Source organism: Chroococcidiopsis sp. (assembly GCF_051657925.1).
GTDB lineage: Bacteria > Cyanobacteriota > Cyanobacteriia > Cyanobacteriales > Chroococcidiopsidaceae > Chroococcidiopsis.
Map to the genome: position 1 here is coordinate 1 of NZ_JBOFLP010000101.1, position 4,068 is coordinate 4,068.

At 44.2% G+C, this 4,068-nt stretch carries 3 protein-coding genes; 1 reads left to right on the forward strand and 2 read right to left on the reverse strand.

Annotation, left to right across the window (positions count from 1 at the left end; all coding sequences use genetic code 11):
• Positions 1-251 precede the first annotated feature (251 nt).
• The gene (glcD, locus tag ACRC32_RS07490; protein ID WP_438553374.1) at positions 252-1,724 is read left to right on the forward strand and encodes a glycolate oxidase subunit GlcD; all 1,473 of its coding nucleotides are present in this window, start codon (positions 252-254) and stop codon (positions 1,722-1,724) included.
• Between the two features lie 256 nt (positions 1,725-1,980).
• Here glcD and ACRC32_RS07495 read toward each other — a convergent pair whose 3' ends face one another.
• On the reverse strand, positions 1,981-2,160 hold the full coding sequence (locus ACRC32_RS07495; protein WP_438553375.1) for a hypothetical protein: 180 nt from the start codon (positions 2,158-2,160) through the stop codon (positions 1,981-1,983).
• Between the two features lie 268 nt (positions 2,161-2,428).
• On the reverse strand, positions 2,429-4,021 hold the full coding sequence (locus ACRC32_RS07500; protein ID WP_438553376.1) for an iron uptake porin: 1,593 nt from the start codon (positions 4,019-4,021) through the stop codon (positions 2,429-2,431).
• Positions 4,022-4,068: the final 47 nt, after the last annotated feature.

A 4,068-nucleotide genomic window follows, 5' to 3' on the forward strand; every position in this document is an offset into this window, starting at 1 on the left:
GCTTGTCAATAAGCTCTTGGCAAGTGAGAATAGAAAAGTAGTCGAAGTTACAAAAAAAATTGTAACAAAGATGAATTTAGATAATTTCAAGGGTTGTAGTTTCTGTAACAATATTGGAGAGGGCGATCGCAGGGAGTCAATCCAAATTAAGTAACATAGTGATACTTTTTATCCGCCATCACTGAAGTTTCAATCTTTAAGTTGCAGTATCCAGCAGTTTTAAAAATAAATTTAATTTGCGAGAATTCCCTATGCTAATCCAAGACAAGCAGCAGCGTGACTGGAAGAAAATTATTAAAAAATTTGAAGCAGTCTTAGGCAAAAATGGCGTGGTACAGCGTCGGGAGGAATTGATTACTTATGAGTGCGATGGGTTAACGAGTTATCGTCAGCGTCCCGCAGTTGTCGTGTTGCCAAGAACGACAGAACAAGTAGCGGAAGTTGTGAAGATTTGCGATCGCCACAATATTCCTTTCATTGCCCGTGGTTCCGGTACTGGTTTATCTGGTGGGGCATTACCGATAGAAGACTGCGTGTTAATTGTCACCTCGATGATGCGGCAAGTCCTCAGTATAGATTTGGAAAATCAGCAAGTTGTGGTACAGCCAGGAGTGATTAACAACTGGGTGACGCAAGCAGTTAGCGGTGATGGATTTTACTACGCCCCCGATCCTTCCAGTCAGATTATCTGTTCGGTGGGAGGAAATGTTGCCGAGAATTCTGGCGGGGTACATTGTCTTAAGTACGGTGTCACTACCAACCACGTTTTAGGTTTAAAAGTCGTTACCCCCGATGGTTCGGTTGTCGATTTGGGCGGACAAGTACCGGAAATGCCTGGTTACGATCTCACGGGCGTATTTGTCGGTTCCGAGGGGACGTTGGGGATTGCTACTGAAATTACGCTACGAATTCTCAAATCAGCCGAATCAATTTGCGTCTTGCTTGCCGACTTTACCAGCGTAGAAGCAGCAGGGGCGGCGGTTTCAGACATCATCAGTGCGGGAATTATTCCGGCTGGGATGGAAATGATGGATAACCTCAGCATCAATGCTGTAGAAGATGTCGTTGCCACGGGTTGTTATCCCAGAGATGCTACGGCAATCTTGTTAGTAGAAATTGACGGCATAGCTGTAGAAGTCGCAGAAACTAAACAGCTGATTAGCGATATTTGTCTGAAAAATGGAGCGAGGGGAATTACCACAGCCAGCGATCCTGAAACGCGCCTCAAATTGTGGAAAGGACGCAAAGCAGCATTTGCCGCTGCCGGACATCTCAGTCCCGATTACTACGTTCAAGATGGGGTGATTCCGCGTACTCAATTACCATTCGTTTTACAGGAAATTGAAAATTTAAGTCAGCAATATGGCTATCGCATTGCGAACGTATTTCATGCAGGTGATGGGAATCTTCACCCATTAATTTTGTACGATAATTCCGTACCAGGGGCTTTGCATCAAGTAGAAGAATTAGGGGGAGAGATCCTGAAACTCTGCGTTAAAGTTGGTGGTAGTATTTCTGGCGAACACGGCATCGGTGCAGATAAGAAATGTTTTATGCCCGAGATGTTTACCGAGGCGGATTTGGAAACTATGCAATATGTCAGGGAGGCGATTAACGCGAAAGGTTTAGCTAATCCTGGCAAGATCTTTCCGACTCCCCGTACTTGTGGGGAAGCAGCTAAGATGACTGATATTAAGGAGTTTGCTGGGGTTGAGAGATTTTAGATTCGCGAGAAGCGATCCCCCCAACCCCCCTTAAAAAGGGGGGCTATGAGTAAGTGGAATAATATTAGTTTGGGGATTAAGAGTGTTTATGCGATCGCACTGTCAAACCTGGAGTAGACTCCAATTCCAAAATCATACAATTCTATTTATCTTTGCACTAAATCAAGCGGATCGTAGCCCCCCTTTTTAAGGGGGGTTGGGGGGATCTTCTGTGGCGTAGTCAGAAAGAATTGATATCAGGGAATAGTGATATTAATCACAGTGGATTTGATGGAATAATATACATTAATTCTGCTGCTTCTGGTTTCGCCTCAGTAGGGGAGAATTTCAGCCAATCTTGAAAACTGATTCCAAGTTGCGCGATCGCTTTTACTTCTGATTGATATGATTCAAATCGTCGATCTGTTTCAATCATGGATTCCATTACTTCCATCATTTAAACCCATACTTTTCTCCCAATCACTAAAGATTTAAATATACGATCGCACCTTTACCCAGTATTCCCACAAGATAAATAGCTCTTAACAATAAGCACTTAAAAACGCAAAGACACCAAGATTTCCTTAGCGCCTTTGCGTCTTTGCGCGATCGCAATCTATCAAAAATTCTTCATCACCATATCATGTCCAAAGGGCGGGTTTTCCTAGAGATCTTCATACCTACATGAATTCCTCAATAAACCCGCCCCTACAATAATATGGATCTTAAAAATTGAAACTCGTCCGAATTACCCCAACATATTGATTGCTGTTGTCACTGTTATTTTCAGGATTAAATACGACCCAAAAACCTGGAGTCACAGAAATGTAATCGTTAACTTGAAAACGGTAAAAAGCCTCAACGTGATAGGAAGTATCGTCTTCATCGCGCACGTCGCTATCTGTAACTCTGGGAGGCAAGCCAACCAAAATTCCTGGTAAATTACCTTCACCCCCCACATCTGGGAAAGTTAAACCCACGGCACCATACCATAGATCTGCACTATCCCCATCTTCAACAGTACTAGCAATAGTTCCTCCACTACCATCGGCGATCGCACTCAAACCCGAACCGTTGGCACTCGCACTAATGTAACCTACCCAACCATGTAGTTGAAACTTGGGTGAAAAGCGATAAAAACCTTGAAAAGCAAAGATGTCTGCGGATGTTGCAATATCATCTCCAAATGGTTCGCTAGCCAGCAAACTACCCGTACTACCAGTGAGATCCACTACTCCCGCAGGGTTATAACTGCGCGAGTAAGCAATACCAGCCGCACCCCAATCACCATCTACAGCGAGTTGCGCTAAGGCGTGATACGTACCGTTGAATAAACCAGCACCATCGCTAGGATCGCTGGGACTACCAGCCAAATATCCTAGAGTCAAAGTTAAACTCTCGGCAATCTCCCAATTCACCGCCGCGCCACCACCACCGCGACGATACAGGGGACTGTACTCGCCAAACAGAGAGGGAATACCTCGGCTATCATCGGCAATACTAGGAGGAGTTAGGGTATCTGTAATATCGGTGTAACCAACTCCGGCGGGACCTACAGTAAAGGTGAGGTTGGAACCCACGGGAAAGCGGTATAACAGGTGCGGTACAGTTACATCGTTATCGGTGTTTGTATCGAAGTTAAGCCGTGTCATATTCGTACCCGACACGTCTTCCATATCGCCAAAGTTACCAAATTCCAAACGAGTCCGTAGTAAATCTCGTCCGGTAAAACTCGTTTCAAAATTCATCCGCGAACGATAGCCGAATATCGTATTAGAATCGTCCTCATCTCCGGCTATGCGATCGCCAAATGTATCTGTAATTGCTGTAATTAAACTGACATTAAGTTTTGTCGTCGTCGAAAATTGATTTGCTTCTAATTCTGCTGTTTGTGCTTCCAAACTATCAACTCGACCGCGCAAAGTTGTCAGTTCTGTACCAAATTCTGTTTGCAATCGTTGTAAGGTTGCTAAGTCTTCTTTCGTCACTACATCTGCACTAGCTGTAGCAATCAGTTCGTTGACTCGATCTAAACAAGCATTCAATCCTGCTGCAAATTCATAGCGGGTCAAAGCACGATTTCCTCGATAAGTTCCATCGGGATATCCGGCAATGCAACCATATCTTTCTACCAAAGATTGCAATGCTTGAAATGCCCAATCTGTCGGCTGCACGTCAGATAGTTGAGATACTGACGTAACTTGAGCCATACTATTTTCTAGCGGCAATGCTAAGGTAGTTTCCGTACTCATTCCTACTAAAGCCGCTACTAAATTCGCAGCCAGAAACAATCTAGCGTGCGGCAATTTTGTGTTCATCCGTTCGCCACTCACTTTATTTTTTACAAAAAATTTTACCCTGCTTT